Below are 18,044 nucleotides of genomic sequence, written 5' to 3' on the forward strand. Positions count from 1 at the left end.
TAGCTATAATCGCCCGCCGCTATGCTGATTAACAACTAGACAGTTCTATATGCGAGGGTGAAAAATGGCTCATCATGACGAAAACTTCCGCGATCCTGCAGGCTTTGGCTGGATTATCATCAATCTGGCAGCGCTGCTGTGGATCACCATGCCGGTCAGCATTGCACTGACCAAAGTGGTCCAGTGGTAAACCGATGCGGATCCCGGTGTCACCCGTTCACGGCGTACAGCGGATGAACAGGCACACCAAACAGGCCTCAGCGCTACACCAATGGTTTGAGGCACGCGCAGAGGCCTGAGCCCCCACACTCCCGCCGGCTGCCATATCAACCTCGAAAACGGCAGATCAGCTGCCACTGGCGCCTGTCAGGTGCATGGACTGGCCGCCACCGCCGACACATCGACAGCTGACGGCGAGACATCCGATACTCAGGCGTGACGGATGGTTTGCACCCCTTCCGGCGTACCCATCAGAATGATATCCGCACCGCGACGGGCAAAAAGTCCGTTGGTGACCACCCCGACAATATTGTTCAACTGAGCTTCCAGCGCCTTGGGATCCAGCACTTCCAGATCGTGCAGGTCCAGAATGATGTTGCCGTTATCGGTCACGAACCCTTCACGGTACTGCGGCTGACCGCCCAGTGCCGCCAGCTGACGGCCCACGTAAGATCGCGCCATCGGAATCACCTCCACCGGCAGCGGAAAGGCGCCCAGCAGGTCTACCTGCTTGGACTGGTCCACGATGCAGACGAACTCTTTCGCCACGGCTGCCACGATCTTCTCACGGGTGAGCGCGCCGCCCCCGCCCTTGACCAGATTCAGGTACGGGTCAAACTCGTCGGCCCCGTCGATATAGAACTCCATCTGGCTGACCGAATTGAGATCATACACCTCGATACCATGATCACGCAGGCGCTGTGCCGTAGCTTCGGAGCTGGCGACTGCACCGGCAAAGCGATGTTTGATCTTCGCCAGCGCATCGATAAAACAGTTGGCGGTCGAGCCGGTGCCGACGCCGATAATGCTGTCGTCTTCGAGGCGGCCCTGAATATGGTCGACGGCAGCCTGTGCAACCGCCTGTTTCATCTCGTCTTGTGTCATGGTTGTGCCCGTTACTGATTCAAACTGTACGGCAATTATACGCAACCCGCCGTTGCCCTTGTAGACGCTGACAGGTCGAGCCGATACCATTTGCCGATACTTTGGTCACCATGACCCTACCAAGAGTCAGATACCTGTCCTATGCCACATCGATACATCAAAAAGATCCTGGAAGCGCGGGTCTACGACGCCGCTGTCGAAACCCCGCTGGACGAGGCCCGCGGCCTGACCGAGCGACTGGGCAACCGCGTACTGCTCAAGCGCGAAGACGAGCAGCCGGTCTACTCCTTCAAGGTCCGCGGTGCCTACAACAAGATTGCACAGCTGACGGAAGAAGAAAAAGCGCGCGGCGTGATTACCGCCTCGGCCGGCAACCACGCTCAGGGCGTTGCCCTGTCGGCCCGCCTGCTGGGCATCAAGGCCACCATCGTGATGCCGAAAACCACGCCGGACGTGAAGGTCAACAACGTCAAGCGTCTGGGCGGCAAGGCCGTGCTGATCGGCGACGCCTTTGACGATGCCCGCCGCCATTCGGAAAAGCTGATGCAGGAAAAGGGGATGGTCTACGTCCACCCTTATGACGACCCGGACGTCATCGCCGGCCAGGGCACCATCGGCATGGAGATCCTGCGCCAGGAAAGCGGTCACATCGACGCCATTTTCGTCCCGGTTGGCGGCGGTGGTTTGATCGCCGGTGTCGCGGCTTACGTGAAATACCTGCGTCCGGAAACCAAAGTGATCGGTGTGGAATATGCCGACTCGGCCTGCCTCGCACTGGCAAAGCAGGAGGGCTACCGGGCCGTACTGGACCAGGTCGGCCTCTTTGCCGATGGGGTTGCCGTGGCACAGATCGGCGAGAACACCTGGGAGATCTGCAAGGATTTCGTGGACGAAGTGATCACCGTCTCCACCGACGAGATCTGCGCCGCCATCAAGGACATCTTTGATGATACCCGCTCCGTCACCGAGCCGGCCGGTGCACTGGCCGTGGCCGGTCTGAAAAAATACGTTGCCCGCGAAGGCTGCAGCGACCAGACCCTGATCGCCATCAATTCCGGCGCCAATGTCAACTTCGACCGCCTGCGCCATATTGCCGAGCGTTCCGAGCTGGGCGAGCAGCGTGAAGCGATCATCGCGGCCAAGATTCCGGAAAAACCGGGCAGCTTCAAGCAGTTCTGCAAGGTGCTGGGCAAGCGCAACATCACCGAGTTCAACTACCGCTACAGTGACGATGACCAGGCGATCGTGTTCGCCGGCGTTCAGATCCGCCCCAACAACGGTGGCCGCGAGGAGCTGTTGTCCGAGCTGCACGAGCACCTGGATGAGGTGGTCGATCTGACCAATGACGAAACGGCCAAGCTGCACGTGCGCTATATGGTGGGCGGTCACGCACCGGCCAGCGTCGACAACGAGGTGGTCTACCGCTTCGAGTTCCCGGAGCGTCCGGGGGCCCTGATGAAGTTCCTGAACCGACTGGGCGGGCGCTGGAACATCTCCATGTTCCACTACCGTAACCACGGTGCCGCCTACGGGCGCGTGCTGGTCGGCATGCAGGTGCCGGAAGACGAGCGCAGCCAGGTCATCCAGTTCCTGGAAGAGATCGGTTACACCTATTACGAAGAAACCGACAACCCTGCCTACAAGCTGTTTCTGGGCTAAGCGCCCCTGCCGAAACGAAAAGGGCCACCCTGTGGGTGGCCCTGATCAGGCTCAGCGCGGACTGTCCGGCGTCTCGGGTGAATACTGAAAATCGGCCCGTGTCAGCGCCTGCAGCGTAAACAGAGCCAGCGAGATGATCCCCCAGCTCAGGCCCAGCACGACCCCGGCATCCACAATGCCGCGCCAGGGCTGCTCCAGCAGTCGCACCAGCAAGACCAGTCCCACAATCCCCAGTGTCAGGCAGATGGTGACGATCTGACGCCGCTTTTGCGCATGGAAAAAGCCCATGCAGAACACCGGTGCCAGCAGTGCCCGCAAGGGCGTGACATTCTGTTTCAGGTAACGGATACGCGCCGCCACCCGGGGCGAAAAGTTCTGCTGAAACCCGCGATAGCCTTCCGCAAACCCCATGAACCCCAGACAGGCTGCCAGCGCCAGCCAGTGATACCACTCAAAACTGCCCAACGGCATCTCCAGTGCCATGCTGCCCAGACGGTAAATGGCACTGGAAAACAGCAGGCAAATGCCAATGAACCCCCAGAGGGCGGCAATGACTCCGAGCATAATAATTCTCAATCGGGTTACACAAAGAGCGCGCATTATAGCGCCAATCGCCGGACATAAAAAAACCGCCACCCGAAGGCAGCGGTCAAAACCCATGTCATCATTCTGATGCTATAGGCAGAATCTCCCGTTTTGGATCAGTACCCTTTCAACTGGTCGATATATTCCGGCAGGAACAGCGATATCTGCGGGATATAGGTGATCAAAATCAGGAAGAACAGCAGCAGGCCGAGCCAGGGCAGGCACGCCTTGATCACCCAGATCATATTCCGCCCGGTGATGCCCGCTGTCACGAACAGGTTCAGGCCCACCGGCGGTGTCAGCATGCCGATCTCCATGTTCACCACCATGATGATGCCCAGGTGGATCGGATCAATCCCCAGCTGAGTCGCGATCGGGAACAGGATCGGCGCCATGATCAGCAGAATGGCCGAGGGCTCCATGAAGTTGCCGGCGATCAGCAGCAGAATGTTCACCACGATCAGGAAGCCCCAGGCCGGCAGCCCCCACTCGATGATCACTTCCGCAATGGTATGCGGGATACGCTCGGTGGTCAGTACGTGCGCGAACAGCATCGCGTTGGCGATGATGAACAGCAGCATCATGGACACTTTGGACGCATCCACAAACACCTTGCGCACTTCCGGGTGGGAAACGGAGCGCGGGATCGACATCAGCACCTGGAACAGGTTACGCACCACGGCACTGCCCATGGACTCACCTTCGTTACGCCAGGCGACGCCTTTCAGCGGACCGATATCACGGTAGCCCATCACGGCAATCATGTACGCATAGACGGCAGCCACGGCAGCCGCTTCGGTCGGTGAAGCGATCCCGCCATAGATGGAGCCCAGTACGATGATGATCAGCATCAGGCCGCCCATGGCGATACCACCGGAGCGGAACAGCTGAGCAAAGCCCGGGAACGGCTGTGACGGCAGCTTCTTCACGCGCGCGGCGATGTAGATGGCCACCATCAGCAGCAGGCCCATCATCAGGCCGGGGATGAAGCCGGCCATGAACATGCGAGACGCCGATACCTCGGTCGCCGCGGCATAGACCAGCATGACGATGGAGGGCGGAATCAGAATGCCCAGCGTACCCGCGTTCGCAATGACGCCGGCAGCGAAGGATTCCGGGTAACCGGAACGCACCATACCGGCAATCACGATGGTACCGATCGCCGCTACCGTGGCCGGTGAGGAGCCGGATACGGCCGCAAACAGCATACAGGCCATCACCGATGCCATCGCCAGACCGCCCCGGACATGGCCGATGGCATCCATGGCAAAGTTGATCAGGCGCTTGGCCACCCCGCCGGTGGACAGAAACGCGGATGACAGAATAAAGAACGGAATCGCCAGCAAGGTGTAGTGTTCAGAGGTCGCCTCGAACAGTTTCAGCGCTACGGACGCCAGCGAGTCATTGGAAAAGATCAGGATCGTGGTCACACTGGACAGGCCCAGCGCAATCGCGATCGGCATTCCCATCAGCATGCAGCCGAAGAGAATGATAAACAGCATGGCCGTAGTCATTGGCGTGCCTCCCCGTCGTTGCCCTTGAGGTCACGGGCAATTTCCATACTTTCTTCGGCTTCGTCGGCAAAGTGGAAACCGTCCGCTTCACCCTTGAGCACCTTCCAGCCCAGCTGCACAAATCGCAGCGCCAGCAGGGCAAAGCCGATCACCAGAATGGTCATGACCGTCCACTTGGGAATGGGCAGGTCTTCCAGTTCAATGCCAATCATTTTCATCTTGGCCAGGTAGATCCAGGAGCCGTATAAAAAGAGGCCGCAATAAAACAGACAGAGCGCTATCGCAATCAGTGTCACGCCACGGTGCACCCCGGCCGGCAGCATCTTGACGAAAACATCGACGCCAATGTGGGCACCCACTTTCACACCGTAAGATGCGCCAAAGAGCACAAACCATGCGGACAGCAACAGGGTGACTTCCTGTGCCCAGTGGATGCCGGCATTGAAACCGAAGCGGGCAACCACTTCTGCGAAGACCAACAGCGTCATGGCCAGCAGAAGCAGCGACAGTATCGCCTCTTCGATATGCGTTACCAGATTACGTACAGACATAATTCTTCCCCGATTTCGGACCGCCCCCACCCCTGAGGGCGATCGGTGGGGTGGCGTGTGCCACCCCTGTGGATCTCGCGTTCAGCAAGGTATTACTGGTTGGACTGGGCAGCCGCTTCGATCAGGTCTGCACCGATCTCATCTTCAAACTGCTTCCAGACCGGCTTCATTGCATCAACCCACTGCTGACGCTCGGCATCGGAGATTTCGATCACTTCACTGCGACCGGAGTCGATGATCGCCTGGCGGTCTTCGGCAGCCTTGTCATCAGAGATCTTGTTGCCGTACGCAATGGCTTCATCCAGCGCCTGTTTAAGCTCGGCACGCACATCCTCATCCAGACCGCTCCAGAATTCGGCAGAAGTCACGACCAGGTAGTCCAGCACACCGTGGTTGGATTCGGTGATGTAGGGCTGAACCTCGTGGAACTTCTTGGAATAGATGTTGGACCAGGTGTTTTCCTGACCGTCGATGGCCTTGGTCTGCAGCAGAGTGAACACTTCAGAGAACGGCTTTTTCAGCGGTACGGCATCAACCGCTTCGAACTGTGCCTGAAGTACATCGGAGGTCATGATGCGGAACTTCTTGCCGGAGGCATCAGAAGGTACACGCAGAGGTTCACTGGCAGACAGCTGCTTCATGCCGTTATGCAGGTAACCCAGACCGACCAGGCCGCGCTTGCGCAGCGAGTTCAGCAGTTCCTGACCCTGTTCGCTCTGCTGGAAGCGCTCAACCGCGTCCATGTCCTTGAACAGGAACGGCAGGTCAAAGATCTGCAGGGACTTGGTGTATTTCTGGAACTTGGACAGAGACGGTGCCGCCATCTGTACGTCACCCAGCAGCATCGCTTCCAGTACCTTGTTGTCACCAAACAGCTGGGAGTTCGGGAACACCTTCACTTCAACCTTGTCGCCCATACGCTCGGCAACCAGGTCACGGAATTTGATAGCCATCTGGCCTTTCGGGGTATTTTCAGCCACTACATGGGAAAACTTCAGCTCGATCGGTGCGGCGGAAACGGCCTGGGCACCCAGCGTCAGAGCGATGGAAGTTACGGCAGCAGTCAGTAAACGCATGAGGTTTCTCCTGTTATTTCTGTTGTTGGTGTTTGCATGCCGGCTGTTTGTTGTTGGAAGCCGGTCGATTCGCAACACAGGAGTCCTCTTTGCAAGGCAGGTGCCAGTTTTGTAAAAACCGCCACACCCGCTGCAATAAATATTTAATATCAAAGGGTTGTAATGGAAATCCGAACAGAGCCGGAGGTGCACAAAGCAGTCTTTTTGAGCGGTATCTGACCCAAAGCCCTGGTCGCGATAGGCGGATTTCCACCCAAATGAATGAAAAACAAACAGTTGTGGCAGATCAGCTTTTTTTTGAATAGGATCTGTATACTGGCACCGACAATTTTTATACCGGCTGCCTCCCAGCAGAAGAACTATAAAGATCAGGATGGAATAACGTGAAAAGCTCCATTTCGATTCAGAACAAGGTTAACCTGTCACTGGTTGTGGTATTCCTGATCATTTTCATCAGCTCGTTGACTACCATTTACCGCAGCGAGACCTCGCTGGTCGATCAGGTCGTCACCAAATCAACGCTGGACGCCGCCGACTCCTATTTTGACAGTATCAACATCCTGATGCTCAGTGGTGCCATGGCCAACCGCGCCACTCTGCAGCAGAAAATGCTCTCCAACGAAGCGATTACCGAGGCCCGCATCATTCGCGGCAAGCAGATCTCGGCCGTCTACGGGCCGGGTTCTGAGGACTCCAAACCGGTGGATGACTTCGACCGCCGTGCCATGAAAGGCGAGCACGTGATCGCCGAACTGGACGATGAGCAGGGCCACCGCCTCACGGTTGTTACGCCCATGAAAGCCCTGTCCGACTACAAGGGCACCAACTGCCTGCTCTGCCACCAGGTTGAAGAGGGTGAGGTGATCGGTGCCGTGCGCGTGACCTACTCTTATGACGCGCTGGACAAACAGATCAATCAGAACCTGATCAGCGTGGCCCTGATTGAGCTGGGCCTCTTCGTCGCCGGGATCATCCTGATCAGCCTGCTGCTGCGCCGTATCGTGGTGAAGCCGATCAACAATCTGGCTGACACCATCCATACCATCGAGCGTGACAACGATCTGAATATGCGCATGCCGGTCACCAGCGGTGACGAAATAGGCCAGATGTCCAACGCGTTCAACTCCATGATGGGCACCATCCACGACGGCATGAAGCATGTCCGGGATACCGTCAATCAACTGGCTGAATCCGGCAGCCGCATCAGCAAGGTCGCCACCGACTCTGCCGCTGCCGTGAACCACCAGCAGATGCAAACCAGCTCGGTGGCCTCCTCCATGGAACAGATGGAAGCCGCAACCCGCAGTGTTGCCGCCAGTGCCGAGAATACCGTCTCAGCCTCGGATATGGCGCTGCAGGAAAGCAATGACGGTGCGCGTATTACCGAGCAGGCGATTATCGCCATCGAGCGCCTGCAACAGAATATCGAACGCGCGACCGACGTAATCCAGAAACTGGATGGCCAGAGCCAGAACGTGGGCACCGTGCTGGAAGTGATTCAGAAGATCGCCGAGCAAACCAACCTGCTGGCCCTGAACGCAGCGATCGAGGCTGCCCGTGCCGGTGAGCAGGGCCGAGGCTTCGCGGTTGTAGCGGATGAAGTGCGTACGCTGGCCAGCCGTACCCACAACTCCACCGAAGAGATCAACCAGATCATCGCGGCACTGCAGAACGATGCCAAGGAAGCGGTCGGCGTGATGCAGGAAGCTCTGGAAGCGGCCGGTAACGGGGTCGATCAGGTGCGTCAGAGCAACACCACGCTCACCAACATCAATGAAGAGGTCCGCGTGATCAACGACCTCAACCACCAGGTCGCCAGCGCCGTGCGTGAGCAGAGTGACATGGCGAGCAGCGTGGAGCGCAGCATCACGGAAATCAGCCGCAGCGCGGAAGAAACCGCAGAGCGTTCGGAGCACCTGAACCGGGTATCCGACGAGCTGGAACAGCTTTCGCACCAGCTCGAAGATATGCTGAACCGCTTCAAGCTCTAACCAGGCGTGAAGCCCTGACTGAAACGGCCGCCCTCGGGCGGCCGTTTTGTTGTGTGAACAGCGCCGGATCCGGTCACTGTTTGTAGTCGTTTTTATCCAGACCGTACTTCTTCATCTTGTCGTACAGCGTCTTGCGCGGCACGCCCAGGCTGGCCAGGGTATCCTTGATCGAGCCGCCATGGCGGCCCAGTTCCGTGTGAATCAGCATCTTCTCGAACCGCTCCACCTGCTCCGGCAGGGTCATGCCATCCGCCGCATCATCAGCGGTGATCGGGCGGTTGTCGAAGTCGAAGGTACACCCTTCGCCCAGCAGCACGTAACGCTCGGCCAGATTACGCAGCTCACGGACGTTACCGGGCCAGTCATGGGTCATCAGACTGTGCATGCGCTCGGCCGACAACTGGGGGATTTCCCGCCCATACAGGGATGACGCCACCAGTACGAAATGTTGAAACAGCAGCGGAATATCCTCACGCCGCTCACGCAAGGGAGGAATATCCAGCCGCACCACATTCAGACGGTAATAGAGGTCTTCCCGGAAACGGCCCGCCTCTGCCTCGGCCTTGAGGTCCACCTTGGTGGCGGCGATCACGCGCAGGTCCAGCGGGATCACGTCGTTGGAACCCAGCCGTTCGATGGCCCGCTCCTCCAGCACGCGCAGCAGCTTGATCTGCAGCGCCATCGGCATGCTTTCGATTTCATCCAGAAACAGGGTGCCCCCGTTCGCATGCTCGAACTTGCCAATGCGCTGGGTCTTGGCATCGGTGAACGCACCGGCCTCGTGACCAAACAGCTCACTCTCGATCAGGTTATCCGGCACCGCACCACAGTTGATCGCCACGAAATTATGCTCTCGGCGGCTGCCGTGTTCGTGCAGGTAGCGCGCCAGCAGGTCCTTGCCACAGCCGGTTTCGGCCTGGATCAGGATATCGGCCGGCATGCCCGCCACCGAGCGACTGAGCTGGCGCAGGGCACGGATGGCCGGGGTCTTGCCGATGATACGAGGGCCCGGCGCATCCTGGGCTTCCAGCTCGTCTTTCAGGCGCCGGTTCTCCAGCGTCAGGCTGCGCTTGTCGAGCGCCCGCCGTACCACGTCCAGCAACAGCTCCGAGGCAAAGGGCTTTTCGATAAAGTCATAGGCACCGTCACGAATGGCGCCCACGGCCATGGAAATGTCACCATGCCCGGTAATCAGAATCACCGGCAGGTCCGGGTCGATCCCCTGTACCCGTCGCATCAGCTCCAGACCATCAATTCCCGGCAGGTTGATATCGGTGACGACGATGCCGGGCCAGTCCTCGCCCAGCAGCTCCAGCGCAGGCTCGGCCCGCTCCAGCGTGCTCAGCTCATACCCGGCCAGCTCCAGCGTCTGGCCGGCGGCCATACGAATGTGGTGCTCATCATCAATCAGGATCACGGGCAGCGGCTGGCTCTGGCTCATGGCGTTTCCTCTGTTTCCTGTGCATCGGTGGCAGGCAGCTCCATAATGAAGACCGCGCCTCCCGCGGGGTGATTTTCAGCGCTAAGGCGACCACCGAGATTCTCCATGATCCGGTGCGAGATGGACAGGCCCAGCCCCAGCCCCTTGCCGCGCTGCTTGGTGGTATAGAAGGGCTCAAACACCCGCTGGGTGTCCTCGGCAGCAATGCCGGGCCCGGAATCATGCAACGACAGGCGGACAACCCCCTGTCGGCGCTCCAGGCTCACGTCGATGCGCTTGACCGGACTGGATTCCATCGCCTGCATGGCATTGGACAACAGGTTGACCAGCACCTGTTCCAGACGCAGGGTATCCCCCCGCACATAGACATCGCTCAGATCGGGCCAGTTCAGCTCAACACCGGACTTGTCCAGACGCCCGTACATGATCGACATGGCTCCGTCCCGCACCGCCTGCAGCGAGGTGGGGCCGGTCTGGTCACTGCTCTGACGGGCAAACTCCTTCAGCGGGTGAATGATCTTGGCCATGCGATCGGTGAGACCGGCGATCTCCTGCAGATTCACCTCCACTCGCTCGGACTTGCCCAGCTTGAGAAACGAGGCCGCATTATCGGCATAGTTGCGAATAGCCGTGAGCGGCTGGTTCAGCTCGTGGTTGATACCGGCTGCCAGCTGCCCCAACACGGCCAGTTTTGCGGTCTGGATCAGCTCGTTCTGGGTACTGCGGTGCTGCTGCATCTCTTCCAGCAGGCGCGCATTGGTGCGGCGCAGATCAGACGTTCGCTCTTCGACCCGCGTTTCCAGCGCATCTCGCGCCCGCTGCAGCTGTGCTTCGTACTCCTTGCGCTCGGTCATGTCATGGACCGTGACGATGAAGTGCCGGTCACCATCCAGCGCCATACAGCCGATGGTCAGTTCGATCGGGAAGCGGCTGCCATCCCGGCGTATGCCTGCGGACTCCAGGGTCAGCTCCGGGATCTCACGGCAGGAGCCTGCACCAATCAGACGCTGGCAGGCAGCATGCTCCTCGGACTGAATGAGGTCGGTAAAGGCCTGCCCCCGAATGGTCCCGGCCTGATAGCCGAACAGTTTCTCGGCGGTGGGGTTGAACGACTCGACCCGCCCGCCGCTGTCCAGCGTGATCAGACCGGCCCGGGTGTTATTGATGATCGCACTGACCTGCCGCTCCCGCTCCTCCAGTGCACGCAGCTCGCGCCGCTGGAACGCACGGCGCTCACGACCGATGCGCCAGCGCGCCTGCAGAAAGAGCACCAGCAGCACCAGCGCGATATACACAAAGGCCGCCAGCACCAGCGCCTGTATCACCGTTTCGTTGACCGGTGTGAGCCGCGCCAGGATGGACACATTCAGCCCGGTGCCGGGTACCGGGCGCTGTACCAGCAGATACTCCGTGGTCTGGAGTCCGTCCAGCGCATTGCCTCGAATGCGATCCCCTTCCAGCAGGGTGATCAGCTCGGCCCCCTGCTCCAGCTGTTCGCGCCTGACCACTTCCAGCGCCGACAGCGGGTGGTCGAGGTAGCGCAGGCTGTCGACAATGCGCTCAAGGTCCGAACGCGACAGGCGGTGCAGCGCGTGAAACTTCCAGTCCGGCCGCGTTGCAATCACGATAATGCCGTCCTCGTCGGTCACGGCTATATCCTGCAGAGGGTCATTCCAGTCCTGCTCGATCTCATGCAGGTCGATCTTGACGACGGTGACCCCGATAATCTGCTCGCCCTGACGTACCGGCCAGGAAAAATAGTAGCCACGCTTGCGCGAGGTGGTTCCCAGGGCGAAATAGCGTCCCGCCTTGCCCGCCATGGCGTCCTGGAAATAGGGCCGGAAACTGAAATTCAGCCCGACAAAGCTCTTTTCACGGTTCCAGTTGCTGGAGGCCAGGGTGATGCCATCAGCCCCCATCAAATAGCTGTCGGACGCCCCCACGACTTCCGTAACCTGCTCCAGATACCGGTTGGCCTGATCGATACGCGCCGGGTCGTTCGGATGTGCCAGCGCCTCACGCAACCGTGAGTGGCTGGCCATCACCTGCGGCAGGTCCTTGTAGCGGTCCAGCTTCTGCTGCACGCTGAGAACGTAGCGCCCCATGTTGGCAACGGCACTCTGCTGCAGCTCTTCCAGCCCCTGCTGTCGGCTGAGATAGGCCACCTCCATCATCACCAGCAGAAACAGGATGATGGTAAACAGCAGCGATAGCGGCCGGTAGCGCTGGAAGCGACTAGCACGCATGGGGGCAGGCCGCCGGGCCGGTCGGGCGGGATGCTTGAAAAAAAGTGTCCGCGGTCATACTTTAGTCGAGATAATCGACCCTCCACTGACAAGAGACGGAATCAATGCTTAAGCGTACCAAAATTGTGGCCACTCTGGGTCCATCCACTGACGCACCCGGCCGTCTGGACGATCTGATCCGTGCCGGTGTGAATACCGTGCGGCTCAATTTCTCCCACGGCAGCTCGTCGGACCACCGCCGCAGGGTTGAAGCGGTACGTGAAGCCTGTCGCCGCACCGGCGAAGCCGTTGCGCTGCTGGGTGACCTTCAGGGCCCCAAAATTCGCATTTCCCGCTTTCGTGAAGGGCCGATTCAACTGGCCATCGGTGATCAGTTTGTGCTGGATGCCGCCATGGATGAAAGCGCGGGTGACCAGCATGCGGTCAGCGTGGACTACAAGGCGCTGCCCGAGGACTGCACACCGGGCGATATCCTGTTGCTGGATGATGGCCGTGTACAGCTCAAGGTCCTGAACATCAGTGGCAGCCGCATCGAAACCGAGGTCACCGTGGGCGGTCCCCTGTCCAACAACAAGGGGATCAACCGTCAGGGGGGCGGCCTGAGTGCCGCGGCACTGACCGACAAGGACAAGCACGATATCAAGGTCGCCGCCGAGCTGGAACTGGATTACGTGGCGGTGTCCTTTCCGCGCACCGCCGCTGATCTGAACACGGCTCGCGAACTGCTGGAAGCGGCCGGCAGCCGCGCCGAGATCATCGCCAAGGTGGAGCGGGCCGAAACCGTAGCCACACCTGAGGCGCTGGACGAGATCATCAACGCCTGTGACGGCGTCATGGTGGCCCGTGGCGATCTGGGGGTCGAGATCGGTGACGCCGAGCTGATCGGCGTACAGAAACACATCATCAAGCGCGCGCGTCAGCTCAATCGCGTGGTGATCACCGCCACCCAGATGATGGAAACCATGATCCTGAACCCGATGCCGACCCGAGCCGAGGTGTTCGATGTGGCCAACGCCATTCTGGACGGCACCGATGCGGTCATGCTGTCGGCCGAGACCGCCGCCGGCAACTACCCGGTTGAAGTCGTGGAAGCGATGACCCGCATCTGTCAGGGCGCCGAGAAACATCAGCTGTCGCGTCCGGCACCGGTGGCGCCGGATCACCTGTGTACCCGCACCGACGAAGCCATTGCACGGGCGGCCATGTACACGGCCAACGGTCTGGAAAGCGTGAGAGCGATTATCTGCCTCACCGAGTCCGGCTCCACGCCCCTGTGGATGTCCCGTATTCGCTCCGGCCTGCCGATCTTCGCCCTGACCCGCAACGACCGCACCCTGCGCCGGATGGCACTCTACCGGGGTGTCATGCCGATGTTCTTCGATGCCACGGCCGTGGACGAGGCTCGCCTGAACGATGAAGTACTGGCCGGGCTGCAGGCACGTGACCTGCTGCAGAGCGGCGATCGGGTTATCTTGACCCGCGGGGCCAGCATCGGCGAGCATGGCGGCACCAACTCCCTGCAAATCCTGCAGGTGCCCTGAACCGATACGAGCCGCCATGTCGATTGAACAGCAACTGGCGACCGAGCTGAGCATCAAGCCGGCTCAGGTCGCCGCCACCCTGACCCTGCTGGACCAGGGTGCCACCCTTCCCTTTATCGCGCGCTACCGCAAGGAGCAGACCGGCGCACTGGACGATACCCAGCTGCGGCAGTTGCATGAGCGTCTGGGCCAGCTGCGCGATCTGGAAAGCCGCCGCACATCGATTCTGGACCGTCTGCGCGAGCAGAACCAGCTCACGCCGGAACTGGAGCAGGCCCTGAACGCCGCCGACAGTCGCGCCCGGCTGGAAGACCTCTACCTGCCCTACCGCCCAAAACGCCGCAACAAGGCGCAGGAAGCCCGGGAAGCCGGGCTGGAACCGCTGGCACAACAGGCCCTGAAAAGCGGGACACTGCCCCGGAACCAGCTGGGGCAGCACCTGAACCCGGACGCCGGTTTTGCAGATCCGGATGCGGTGGCTGAAGGCGTGCGTCAGATCCTGCTGGAAACCCTGAGCGAGGATGCCGAACTGATCGGCAGCCTGCGCCAGCGCCTTTGGCAACAGGGTGAGCTTCAGGTGCGCGCGGCCAAAGGCAAGGCCGACCCGGACAGCAAGTTCCGCGACTACTTCGACTACGCCGAACCCATTGCCCGCATCCCCTCACACCGGGCCCTGGCCGTGTTGCGAGGCGTCAACGAAAGCGTCCTCAAGACCAGTCTGCAACTGCCGGAAAGCCTCGATGGCTGGCCCGAAGAGCAGATGGCCCGGCGGCATCAGCTGCGCAGCGCTCAGCTGGATGACTGGATGCAGCAGACCCTGCAGCAGGCATGGAGCAAGAAGCTGCGCCCGTCACTGGAAACCGAGCTGATCAAGCAACTGCGTGAGCAGGCCGACCAGTCGGCCATCGACGTGTTCGCCCGCAACCTGAAGGATCTGCTGCTGGCCGCACCCGCCGGTGCCAAAGCCACGATCGGGCTCGACCCAGGCCTGCGCACCGGCGTGAAGGTAGCGGTGATTGATGCCACCGGCAAGCTGGTGGACCACACCACCATCTATCCGCACGCGCCGCAAAAACAGTGGGACAGGTCTCTGCACACCCTGACCACACTGGCGAAAAAGCACGCTGCAGAGCTGATCGCCGTAGGGAACGGCACGGCGTCTCGTGAAACCGAACAGTTGGCACAGGCGGTCTGCAAGGCCGTCCCCCATGCCATTCAAGCCGTGCTGGTGAATGAGGCGGGTGCGTCGATCTACTCCGCCTCGGCACTGGCGGCAGCCGAATTTCCAGATCTGGATGTCACCATCCGCGGGGCTGTTTCCATCGCCCGCCGCCTGCAGGATCCGCTGGCGGAGCTGGTCAAGATCGACCCCAAATCGATCGGCGTGGGCCAGTACCAGCACGATGTGGATCAGAAGCGCCTCGGCGAAGCACTGGATAGCGTAATTGAGCACTGCGTCAACCACGTGGGCGTGGACGTCAACACCGCTTCTGCGGCATTGCTCAGCCACGTGGCGGGGCTCAACCGCACCACGGCTGACAATATCGTCGCCTGGCGCGATGAGCAGGGGGCGCTGCGCAACCGCCGCCAACTGCTCAAGGTGCCCCGCCTCGGGCCCAAGGCCTATGAACAGTGTGCCGGCTTCTTGCGCATCCGCGACGGTGAGGAACCCCTGGACAACTCGGCGGTCCACCCGGAAAGCTACCCGCTGGCACAGGCGATCGCCGCCAGCTGCGGTTTATCGCTGGAAGCGTTGCTCAAGCAGCCGGAAAGACTCAAGCAGGTGGACCCGGCCCAGCTGGAAGCTCAAGGATATGGCCGCTACACCGTGCGCGATGTGATCAGCGAGCTGGAAAAGCCGGGCCGCGACCCCCGTCCCGAATTTCGTTCCGTGCACTACGCCGAGGGTGTGGAAACACTGAAGGATCTGCAACCCGGCATGACGCTGGAAGGCGTGGTGACCAATGTGACCCACTTTGGCGCCTTCGTGGATATTGGTGTCCATCAGGATGGGCTGGTGCACATTTCACAGCTGGCCGATCGCTTCGTCAGCGATCCGCACACGCTGGTGAGCAGTGGCCAGATCGTCAAGGTACGGGTGCTGGAAGTGGATGAAGCCCGCAAGCGCATCTCCCTGACCATGAAATCAGGCGACGCCCCGGTCCGGCCCAAAGCCCAGCCGGATCGCAGCGCACCCGCGAAAGCCCGCGCCTCAGCAGACAAGGGTGCGCCCGTCAAAGGCTCATTGGCCGACAAGCTGATGGCCGCCGGCGTTAAAGGGAAACGCTGAGCGGATGCATTTTGTCGAGGCGTAGACGTATAATGCGCCCCCTACAGGCTCAACCACAGGAATCTACACGGTGCTGGCAACTCTCGAACACCAACTCGATCGCCTGGCCCGCGCGGGCCATGCCGACCTGCTGACTCAAACCCGTCAGGGCATTGAGAAGGAAGGCCTGCGGGTCACTGCCGATGCAGTAATTGCCCAGACCCCGCACCCTCGCGGCCTGGGATCGACGCTGACGCATGACTTCATCACCACTGACTACTCAGAGGCACTGCTGGAGTTCATCACGCCGGTCCAGAAAACACCGGCCGAGGCACTGGCATTCCTGACCCAGCTACACGCCTTCAGCTTCGAGCAGCTGGGTGATGAGGAACTCTGGTGCGCCAGCATGCCCTGTGAGATTCCGTCGGAAGACGCCATTCCGATCGCCGAGTACGGCAGCTCCAACGTGGGCCGCCTCAAGCACGTCTATCGCCAGGGTCTGAAATACCGCTACGGCAAGATGATGCAGACCATCGCCGGTATCCACTACAACTTCTCCCTGCCGGACGCCTTCTGGCCCGCCTGGCAGACACTGGAGGGCGACCGGGGCAGCCTGCAGGCGTTCCAGTCAGCCGGCTACTTCCGCCTGATCCGCAACTTCCGCCGCTACGGCTGGCTGCTGTTGTACCTGTTTGGTGCCTCACCGGCGCTGTCCACCTCTTTCATGGGTGGACGGTCGCACAGCCTGGAACAGCTCAACAGCGACACTCTGTATCTGCCCTATGCCACATCGCTGCGCATGAGCGATCTGGGCTACTCCAACAAGGCACAGGCCGATCTGCAGATCTGTTTCAACCATCTGGATACCTACGCGGACTCCCTGCACCGCGCCATCCACACCTCACACCCGGCGTATGAAACGATCGGGGTGAACGTGGATGGGCATTACCGCCAGCTCAACACCAACGTGCTGCAGATTGAAAACGAGTACTACAGTGACGTGCGCCCCAAACGGGTGACCGCCTCCGGCGAAAAACCGGTCCACGCGCTGATGAACCGTGGGGTCGAGTACGTTGAAGTGCGCAACACCGACATCAATCCGCTGCTGCCCCTGGGCATTGACGAAGAGCAGTCCCGCTTCATCAACGCCTTTCTGATCAGCTGCCAGCTGGGGCGTGCCGATGACCTGGACGATAACGAGTGTCAGCGGGTCGGTGAGAACCATGCACGCATCGTCAACCGTGGCCGCGAGCCGGGCCTCAAGCTGCACAGCTGCGAAGGCGAGCAGAGTCGCGAAACGCTGGCGCATCGTATTCTGGATCAGGTTGCTCGCACCGCCGAGCTGATGGACGAGGCCGAAGGCGGCAATGCCTTCAAACGGGCGGTTGAGATACAGCGGGAGAAAGTGGAAGCGGTCGAGCTGACACCCTCGGCACAGGTACTGACGCAGCTGCGCGACTCCGGCCTGAGCCACAGTGAGTGGGTGCTGGCGCTGAGCCGGGAACACCGCCGTACACTGCAGCCTCAGCTCACGGCTCAGGCACGGGATACCTTTACCCGGGCGGCAGCCGACTCGTTAAAGGCCCAGCTTGAACTGGAACAGGCCGAGCAGCCCGCCTTTGAGAAATTCCTGGCCGACTACGTCGCCAGCTGAGGGCTACTGAGTCACAAAACTGGTGAAGAAGAGATCGGACACATGGGTGTCACCGGTCTCTTCTTTCAGCAACTGTTGTACCGCATGCAGCGCACGCTCGGCCAGCACCTGCTGTGCCGCCACAGAGCCGATATCCTCTTCCATTACCCCTGAAAACAGGAACACCAGATCATTGCGGATGTGGGCCTTGTGCGCATTGACGGCATGATGGGCGGCCGGGTCTTCAACCTGAATGGTCACTTCGGCTTTCAGGAAGCGGATCGGCCCCGGGCCACCAAAGTTGGTGACAAACGGCTTGAGCTCAATGTAATTGATGTAATCTTCTTTCGTTTCCTCTTCCGCCAGTGCCGGCTGAAACAGCAGGCTGGCCAGCATTGCCAGAATCAGTGCGATGCGACGCGCCATGGCTCTAC

At 60.4% G+C, this 18,044-nt stretch carries 14 protein-coding genes; 6 read left to right on the forward strand and 8 right to left on the reverse strand.

Going from position 1 to position 18,044, the window contains the following annotated elements; translation table 11 throughout:
* The first annotated feature begins 64 nt into the window (after positions 1-64).
* Positions 65-190 (forward strand): hypothetical protein, encoded by a 126-nt coding sequence (locus tag H9C73_RS16280; RefSeq protein ID WP_268927244.1) that lies wholly within the window; start codon positions 65-67, stop codon positions 188-190.
* 239 nt (positions 191-429) lie between these two features.
* On the opposite strand, the gene rpiA is transcribed toward H9C73_RS16280, so the two are convergent.
* Entirely contained in the window at positions 430-1,104 is a 675-nt protein-coding gene (gene rpiA, locus H9C73_RS12810; RefSeq protein ID WP_209288294.1) for a ribose-5-phosphate isomerase RpiA, read from the reverse strand.
* Between the two features lie 141 nt (positions 1,105-1,245).
* On the opposite strand from rpiA, the gene ilvA reads away from it, so the two are divergent.
* Positions 1,246-2,763, forward strand: coding sequence for a threonine ammonia-lyase, biosynthetic (ilvA, locus tag H9C73_RS12815; RefSeq protein ID WP_209288295.1), 1,518 nt, complete (start codon positions 1,246-1,248; stop codon positions 2,761-2,763).
* Between the two features lie 51 nt (positions 2,764-2,814).
* Here ilvA and H9C73_RS12820 read toward each other — a convergent pair whose 3' ends face one another.
* From H9C73_RS12820 to H9C73_RS12835, 4 genes are all read right to left on the reverse strand, one after another.
* Positions 2,815-3,327, reverse strand: a complete 513-nt coding sequence (locus tag H9C73_RS12820; RefSeq protein ID WP_209288296.1) for a hypothetical protein — start codon at positions 3,325-3,327, stop codon at positions 2,815-2,817.
* Positions 3,328-3,464: 137 nt separating this feature from the next.
* The gene (locus tag H9C73_RS12825; RefSeq protein WP_209288297.1) at positions 3,465-4,862 is read right to left on the reverse strand and encodes a TRAP transporter large permease; all 1,398 of its coding nucleotides are present in this window, start codon (positions 4,860-4,862) and stop codon (positions 3,465-3,467) included.
* The gene (locus H9C73_RS12830; RefSeq protein WP_209288298.1) at positions 4,859-5,413 is read right to left on the reverse strand and encodes a TRAP transporter small permease; all 555 of its coding nucleotides are present in this window, start codon (positions 5,411-5,413) and stop codon (positions 4,859-4,861) included. Before H9C73_RS12830 ends, H9C73_RS12825 begins: the two co-directional genes overlap by 4 nt.
* A 92-nt stretch (positions 5,414-5,505) precedes the next feature.
* Complete coding sequence (locus H9C73_RS12835; protein WP_209288299.1) at positions 5,506-6,489, reverse strand: TRAP transporter substrate-binding protein; 984 nt, start codon at positions 6,487-6,489, stop codon at positions 5,506-5,508.
* A gap of 383 nt (positions 6,490-6,872) precedes the next feature.
* On the opposite strand from H9C73_RS12835, the gene H9C73_RS12840 reads away from it, so the two are divergent.
* Complete coding sequence (locus H9C73_RS12840) at positions 6,873-8,480, forward strand: methyl-accepting chemotaxis protein (RefSeq protein ID WP_209288300.1); 1,608 nt, start codon at positions 6,873-6,875, stop codon at positions 8,478-8,480.
* A gap of 73 nt (positions 8,481-8,553) precedes the next feature.
* On the opposite strand, the gene H9C73_RS12845 is transcribed toward H9C73_RS12840, so the two are convergent.
* Both H9C73_RS12845 and H9C73_RS12850 read right to left on the reverse strand, forming a co-directional pair.
* Complete coding sequence (locus tag H9C73_RS12845) at positions 8,554-9,921, reverse strand: sigma-54-dependent transcriptional regulator (protein WP_209288301.1); 1,368 nt, start codon at positions 9,919-9,921, stop codon at positions 8,554-8,556.
* Positions 9,918-12,167 (reverse strand): ATP-binding protein, encoded by a 2,250-nt coding sequence (locus tag H9C73_RS12850; protein WP_209288302.1) that lies wholly within the window; start codon positions 12,165-12,167, stop codon positions 9,918-9,920. Before H9C73_RS12850 ends, H9C73_RS12845 begins: the two co-directional genes overlap by 4 nt.
* Before the next feature lie 104 nt (positions 12,168-12,271).
* Here H9C73_RS12850 and pyk point away from each other — a divergent pair, with 104 nt between their 5' ends.
* The 3 genes from pyk to gshA all read left to right on the forward strand — a co-directional run bounded on the left by pyk (position 12,272) and on the right by gshA (position 17,631).
* Positions 12,272-13,708: a pyruvate kinase gene (gene pyk, locus H9C73_RS12855; RefSeq protein ID WP_209288303.1), complete on the forward strand. Its 1,437-nt coding sequence runs from the start codon at positions 12,272-12,274 to the stop codon at positions 13,706-13,708.
* A gap of 16 nt (positions 13,709-13,724) precedes the next feature.
* The gene (locus H9C73_RS12860; protein ID WP_209288304.1) at positions 13,725-15,998 is read left to right on the forward strand and encodes a Tex family protein; all 2,274 of its coding nucleotides are present in this window, start codon (positions 13,725-13,727) and stop codon (positions 15,996-15,998) included.
* A 70-nt stretch (positions 15,999-16,068) separates the two neighbouring features.
* On the forward strand, positions 16,069-17,631 hold the full coding sequence (gene gshA / locus H9C73_RS12865; protein ID WP_209288305.1) for a glutamate--cysteine ligase: 1,563 nt from the start codon (positions 16,069-16,071) through the stop codon (positions 17,629-17,631).
* 3 nt (positions 17,632-17,634) lie between these two features.
* Here the strand turns inward: gshA and H9C73_RS12870 are convergent, their stop codons facing one another.
* On the reverse strand, positions 17,635-18,036 hold the full coding sequence (locus H9C73_RS12870) for a flagellar basal body-associated FliL family protein (protein WP_209288306.1): 402 nt from the start codon (positions 18,034-18,036) through the stop codon (positions 17,635-17,637).
* Between the last annotated feature and the right edge of the window lie 8 nt (positions 18,037-18,044).

Origin of the sequence: Marinobacterium alkalitolerans (assembly GCF_017776525.1) — a bacterium.
GTDB classification, from domain to species: Bacteria; Pseudomonadota; Gammaproteobacteria; order Pseudomonadales; family Balneatricaceae; genus Marinobacterium; species Marinobacterium alkalitolerans.

Coding starts and splice junctions, on each gene's coding strand:
- ilvA (WP_209288295.1), top strand. CDS start 1,246: ATGCCACATCGATACATCAAAAAGATCCTGGAAGCGCGGGTCTACGAC.
- H9C73_RS12850 (WP_209288302.1), bottom strand. CDS start 12,167: ATGCGTGCTAGTCGCTTCCAGCGCTACCGGCCGCTATCGCTGCTGTTT.
- H9C73_RS12835 (WP_209288299.1), bottom strand. CDS start 6,489: ATGCGTTTACTGACTGCTGCCGTAACTTCCATCGCTCTGACGCTGGGT.
- H9C73_RS12820 (WP_209288296.1), bottom strand. CDS start 3,327: ATGCTCGGAGTCATTGCCGCCCTCTGGGGGTTCATTGGCATTTGCCTG.
- H9C73_RS12825 (WP_209288297.1), bottom strand. CDS start 4,862: ATGACTACGGCCATGCTGTTTATCATTCTCTTCGGCTGCATGCTGATG.
- rpiA (WP_209288294.1), bottom strand. CDS start 1,104: ATGACACAAGACGAGATGAAACAGGCGGTTGCACAGGCTGCCGTCGAC.
- H9C73_RS12860 (WP_209288304.1), top strand. CDS start 13,725: ATGTCGATTGAACAGCAACTGGCGACCGAGCTGAGCATCAAGCCGGCT.
- H9C73_RS12845 (WP_209288301.1), bottom strand. CDS start 9,921: ATGAGCCAGAGCCAGCCGCTGCCCGTGATCCTGATTGATGATGAGCAC.
- H9C73_RS16280 (WP_268927244.1), top strand. CDS start 65: ATGGCTCATCATGACGAAAACTTCCGCGATCCTGCAGGCTTTGGCTGG.
- pyk (WP_209288303.1), top strand. CDS start 12,272: ATGCTTAAGCGTACCAAAATTGTGGCCACTCTGGGTCCATCCACTGAC.
- H9C73_RS12830 (WP_209288298.1), bottom strand. CDS start 5,413: ATGTCTGTACGTAATCTGGTAACGCATATCGAAGAGGCGATACTGTCG.
- H9C73_RS12870 (WP_209288306.1), bottom strand. CDS start 18,036: ATGGCGCGTCGCATCGCACTGATTCTGGCAATGCTGGCCAGCCTGCTG.